This is a genomic window from Pseudomonadales bacterium (assembly GCA_013215025.1).
Classification (GTDB): Bacteria; Pseudomonadota; Gammaproteobacteria; order Pseudomonadales; family DT-91; genus DT-91.
The window spans coordinates 1-5413 of sequence record JABSRR010000118.1 but is presented as its reverse complement, the minus strand read 5'-3'; the positions used below and the strand labels follow the sequence as shown (position 1 = coordinate 5413).

General features: G+C 48.3%; 5 protein-coding genes. 4 read left to right on the top strand and 1 reads right to left on the bottom strand.

Going from position 1 to position 5413, the window contains the following annotated elements; genetic code table 11:
• A partial coding sequence (locus tag HRU21_08780) for a tRNA-dihydrouridine synthase (protein ID NRA42384.1) occupies positions 1-995 on the bottom strand: 995 nt, incomplete at its 3' end.
• Positions 996-1232: 237 nt separating this feature from the next.
• Here HRU21_08780 and HRU21_08775 point away from each other — a divergent pair.
• The 4 genes from HRU21_08775 to HRU21_08760 all read left to right on the top strand — a co-directional run.
• The gene (locus tag HRU21_08775) at positions 1233-1520 is read left to right on the top strand and encodes an OadG family protein (GenBank protein NRA42383.1); all 288 of its coding nucleotides are present in this window, start codon (positions 1233-1235) and stop codon (positions 1518-1520) included.
• Between the two features lie 67 nt (positions 1521-1587).
• Positions 1588-3390 carry a sodium-extruding oxaloacetate decarboxylase subunit alpha gene (gene oadA / locus HRU21_08770; protein ID NRA42382.1) on the top strand — a complete coding sequence of 601 codons (1803 nt, stop codon included), beginning with the start codon at positions 1588-1590 and terminating at the stop codon, positions 3388-3390.
• A gap of 9 nt (positions 3391-3399) precedes the next feature.
• Positions 3400-4701, top strand: coding sequence for a sodium ion-translocating decarboxylase subunit beta (locus HRU21_08765; GenBank protein ID NRA42381.1), 1302 nt, complete (start codon positions 3400-3402; stop codon positions 4699-4701).
• A gap of 233 nt (positions 4702-4934) precedes the next feature.
• Positions 4935-5413, top strand: a 479-nt coding sequence (locus HRU21_08760; protein NRA42380.1) for a hypothetical protein, incomplete at its 3' end; no start/stop codon positions are given.

Below are 5413 nucleotides of genomic sequence, written 5' to 3'. Positions count from 1 at the left end.
CCCAGCTGGGTTCGAATGGTGGTTGCTGCATTAGCGTGTTGCAACGCTTGCTTAAGCGTTAGCTCAAGCTGATCGGCACATCGAATACGTTTAATGCTTTCAAATAATAAATAGGCTTTGGCATATTGAGCGCGAAGATAACATAGCCACTGTTTGATCAAGCTCAGTCTGAAGTTGGGCGGATAGCTCTGTTTTAACAGTTGATAATAATAATTTAGCAGTAAAACGATTTCACCAAACTGAAAGGGCTGGTGTGCAGGGTTTTTGCTAAAAATTGCCAGGTCTGGGCTGGCAAGCAGGCCGCGGCCTAACATGATGCGCTGGCACTGGCTGGCCTGCATACATTCCACAAGCTGTTCGTAGGTCCATATTTCACCATTGGCGATAATAGGAATCGCGCTGTATTGTTTCAGCATGGCGATTTTTTCCCAATGCGCGGGTGGTTTATAGCCTTGTTTTTTGGTGCGTGCATGAATCACGATTTCATTCGCGCCTGCGCTACTGATGGCGCTGACAATGTCTGTTGCAAGCCGGTCATCATCAAAACCTAGGCGAATTTTGGCGCTCACCGGTATTTTTGCAGGCACGGCCTGTCTAACTTGGCTGACGATCTGGTAAAGCGAATCAGGATATTGCAGTAAGAAAGCGCCGCCGCAAGACTTATTTACGGTTTTAGCGGGACAACCGAAGTTGAGGTCGATACCAGGGCTACCCAGTGCGGTTAATTTCATCGCATTACGGGCCAAGCTCTCTGGGTTATCGCCCAACAACTGCGTGTAGGTTGGCACTGCGGTTTGCTTGCGCTTAGAGCTTGCTAATTCACTGCGCTGCCCAGCTATTTGGCGTAACTCAGGACAGTAGCGATAAAATACGCGGGGTGGCAGGGTTTGCTCGCCAACTCGAATGAACTCGGTGACAAAGCGATCTATGCCGCCAAGTTGCGCATATAGGCGCCGCATCGTGTGCTCAACCACACCCTCCATCGGCGCTAACATTAAAAACTCAGGGGCTGGGTGCATACATTACCGAATTTTGCTGCGAATATGCTTATCTGTAGTAGTAAAAATCTAGCGCTTGTAGCGGAAAGCAGTGGAGCATTGACAAACTGCTTGATAGAATGCGCCGCTTTTTATCAATTTCAAGGCCTGGATTGAAGCGATTTGTTTTAAATTATCGCAGATTCAAGCTATGGTTGATACTGTTTGGAATATCACAGCGACCGAGACAAAACTATGCAGTCCACTACACACGATATAGCGCTTGAGCCTAGCATCATTGAGCAAGGGCTTGAGTTGATGATTTTTGGCATGGGTACTGTGTTTGTGTTTTTGGCCGTGCTAGTGGTAGTGACATCTGCCATGTCGGCCATCGTAAACCGTTTTTTTCCAGACCAGACGCCAGCGGCTAAGCCACAGGCACCGTCAATACCTCAGACCGGTGCCGTGCAGCCAAGCGAAAATGCAACTTTGATGGCTGTTATCTCAGCCGCCGTGCACCAGTACCGCTCTCGCCACAAGTAAGCGCGTTACTATCGTTCAAACAAACATTACCCATTGCGGTTTGAAAGATGACCCACAAGGCAAAATTATGACCAACAAAACTCCACTTGGTATTACCGATGTTGTGCTGCGCGATGCGCATCAAAGCTTATTCGCTACCCGATTACGTTTAGACGATATGCTGCCGATTGCCGAAAAACTTGATCAAGTTGGATTTTGGTCGCTGGAAACCTGGGGCGGTGCAACTTTTGATGCCTGTATCCGTTACCTCGGTGAAGACCCTTGGGAGCGTATACGTGAGTTAAAAAAAGCCATGCCAAATACGCCGATGCAGATGTTGTTTCGCGGGCAAAATATTTTAGGCTATCGCCACTATGCTGATGATGTGGTGCGCAAGTTTGTTGAACGGGCGGCCTTGAATGGCGTGGACGTGTTTCGTGTATTTGATGCGATGAATGATCCGCGCAATTTAGAAACCGCGATACAGGCGGTGCGAGAAAACGCCAAACACGCGCAAGGGACAATCTCTTATACCGTGTCTGAGGTGCATACCATTGATGCCTATGTGGCGTTCGCTAAGCAAGTTGAGGCGATGGGTGCAGATTCTATTTGTATTAAAGATATGGCGGGTTTGTTAACGCCTTATGTGGCGTTTGAGTTGGTTAGCCGTCTCAAAGCTGAGTTGTCTATCCCGGTTCATATGCAATCCCATGCGACGACCGGACTATCGACCGCTACCGCATTAAAAGCCATTGAGGCCGGTATTGATAATGTCGATACCTCAATTTCGTCAATGTCGATGACTTACGGACATTCACCGACTGAATCAGTGGTAGCAATGCTTGCGGGCACTGATCGTGACACCGGTCTGAATATTCAGCTGCTAGAGGAAATCGCCGCGTATTTTCGTCAGGTGCGAAAAAAATATGCCAAATTTGAAGGCTCTTTGCGCGGTGTTGACTCGCGCATTTTGGTCGCGCAAGTACCGGGTGGCATGTTAACCAATATGGAAAACCAGCTGCGTGATCAAGGTGCAGCCGATAAGCTCGACGCGGTGTTGGCCGAAATTCCAAAAGTACGCGAAGATTTAGGCTTCATCCCACTGGTTACTCCAACCTCACAGATTGTTGGCACGCAGGCGGTTATGAATGTGATGTTTGGCGAGCGTTACAANTCTATTTCAAAAGAAACNCAGGGTGTTTTAAAGGGTGAGTATGGTGCAACGCCAGCGCCGGTAAATGCTGAGCTGCAGGCGCGCGTGTTGGATGGTGCGACGGCGATTACTTGTCGTCCTGCCGATTTGCTTGAGGATGAGCTTGATAAATTGAGCGCAGAGCTGCGCGCCAAGGCTGCGCAACAAGATATTAAGCTAAGCGCTGGCGATGCCGAAATTGATGATGTGCTCACCTATGCGCTATTTCCAGAAATTGGCCTTAAATTTTTACAGCATCGCGGCAATCCAGATGCATTTGAGCCTGTGCCCTCTGAAGCCGACGTGGCGCCAACAGTGGCACAAAGCTCGACTGCTGAAGAAGTCTATACCGTAACCGTCGCTGGCCAAAGTTATGTGGTTCAGGTTGCCGAGGGCGGCGATATTGCTGCGCTGGCGCCCAGCGGACAAACGCTTGCTGCGCCTTCAGCACCGGCAGCACCTGCTGCAGGATCAGCTGATGCTGCTGGCGAACCGGTAAATGCACCACTTGCCGGCAATATCTTTAAAGTGCCCGTTGCCGTTGGGCAACAAGTGCAACAAGGTGATGTGATTGTGATTCTCGAAGCCATGAAAATGGAGACCGAAGTTAGAGCGCCCAGGGCAGGCACTGTTTCAGCAGTGGCGGTTAAAGAAGGCGATGCGGTCTCGGTTGGCGATCAGTTGATTGCAATAGCTTAAGGGTAGGTCATGGAATCGTTACTGTCTTTATGGGCCAACTCTGGTGCGGCTCAGTTAACCGGCGGCCAGTTTGTGATGATGCTGGTGTGCTTTATTTTACTGTTTCTTGCAATTAATAAGCAGTTTGAACCCTTATTGCTTGTGCCAATTGGCTTTGGCGGCATTATGGCCAATATCCCTGGCGTTGGTATGGCGTTTTCTGCCGTTGAAAATGCGATTTATGCTGCTGACACCGATGTTTGGGCTGCACTTGCTGCGGCGCTGAATGTTGCTGAGCCGAATGTTGAAAATTTGAAGCAGGCTTATGCCACGGCACCCAAGGCCGCGCTATTATCGGTGCAGCAAATTGCCGCAGACGCGGGCTTCAGCAATGGCACCCTATATAATTTTTATTCGGTGGCGATTGGTAGCACGGTTGCTCCGCTGGTTATTTTTATGGGAGTAGGGGCAATGACGGACTTTGGTCCCTTGCTGGCCAATCCGAAAACCTTATTTTTAGGTGCTGCGGCTCAGTTTGGCATCTTTGCGACTGTGCTGGGTGCAGTCGGAATGTCGTCATTGGGCATCATGAATTTCAGCCTGGCAGATGCAGCCGCGATAGGCATTATCGGTGGCGCCGATGGCCCTACCGCTATTTATGTGTCGTCATTACTGGCGCCACATTTATTGGGTGCGATTGCCGTAGCGGCATATTCGTATATGGCGCTAGTGCCGATGATTCAGCCACCCATTATGAAGTTATTTACCAATGAGGCTGAGCGTAAAATCGAAATGGTACAGCTTCGCGTGGTATCAAAGCGTGAAAAAATCTTATTCCCTATCAGTCTATTGGTGCTGGTTGCCTTAGTATTGCCGGACGCCGCACCGCTATTAGGCATGTTCTGCTTTGGCAATTTGATGAAAGAGTGTGGCGTGGTAGATCGTTTATCCGATACCGCGCAAAATGCCTTAATCAATGTAACAACTATATTTTTGGGCTTGTCAGTTGGCTCAAAGCTGAGTGCTGATAAATTTTTAGATTTGAATACGCTCGGTATTTTGCTGCTAGGCATGGTGGCTTTTGCGATTGGCACCGCCTGCGGCGTGCTAATGGCGAAGTTTATGAATCTTTTCAGTCAGCATAAAGTCAATCCATTAATTGGTTCGGCAGGTGTTTCGGCGGTGCCGATGGCTGCCCGAGTATCAAATAAAGTGGGCCTTGAGGCCAACCCGCAAAACTTCTTATTAATGCACGCCATGGGGCCAAATGTTGCTGGGGTGATTGGTTCAGCCGTTGCTGCCGGGGTCATGATTAATCTTGTTGGCGGTTAATTCGCTTAAATCAGCCGCTAAATCTCTTTCTGAAGCCATGATTTGTAAACAATCATGGCTTTTTTTGTGCAGCTTAACGGACTTTTTTATGCGCTTGTCATAATTGCTGCAGTTTTTCTATAAAACTGTCATATTTTTGTAGGATAATCACTGACTTGCATGACAGTTTTGATACACTGTCTAATGTTTTGTTAATTCCAATAATATAGACGGCTTCTTGTCAGGAGACTTGCTTGGCTGATATCAATACATCGTTAATGGCTGTGAAGTCATTTGCACCTGTCGCTTGGCTAAGCGCGCGGCTGGCATCAGTGTCTAATCAGCACTGGCGTATAGTTGCCTATGTGTTGCTATTGCTCTGGCTAATCAATATTTTAGCCGCAGGATTTTGGCAAATGATACCCAGCCCGAGCTTGCAGCCGTTTAAGCCGTTTAATCAAGTTGACACTACTATCGTCTCTGCTGATGGGGCAGGATCAGGCATGATTAATATAAAGCCAATGCAGACATGGTATTTATTTGGTCAGCCAACTGCAGCAGCATCAGCTGAGCCGGTCATCGAGCAGGATACACCGATAGATGCTCAAGAGACTAAGCTATCACTTCGGTTGATGGGCGTGATGCAGTCTAGCAATCCCAAATTTAGCCACGCTATCATTGAATATCAATCAAAGTCAGAGCTATATCAAGTTGATGATGCCTTACCTATATC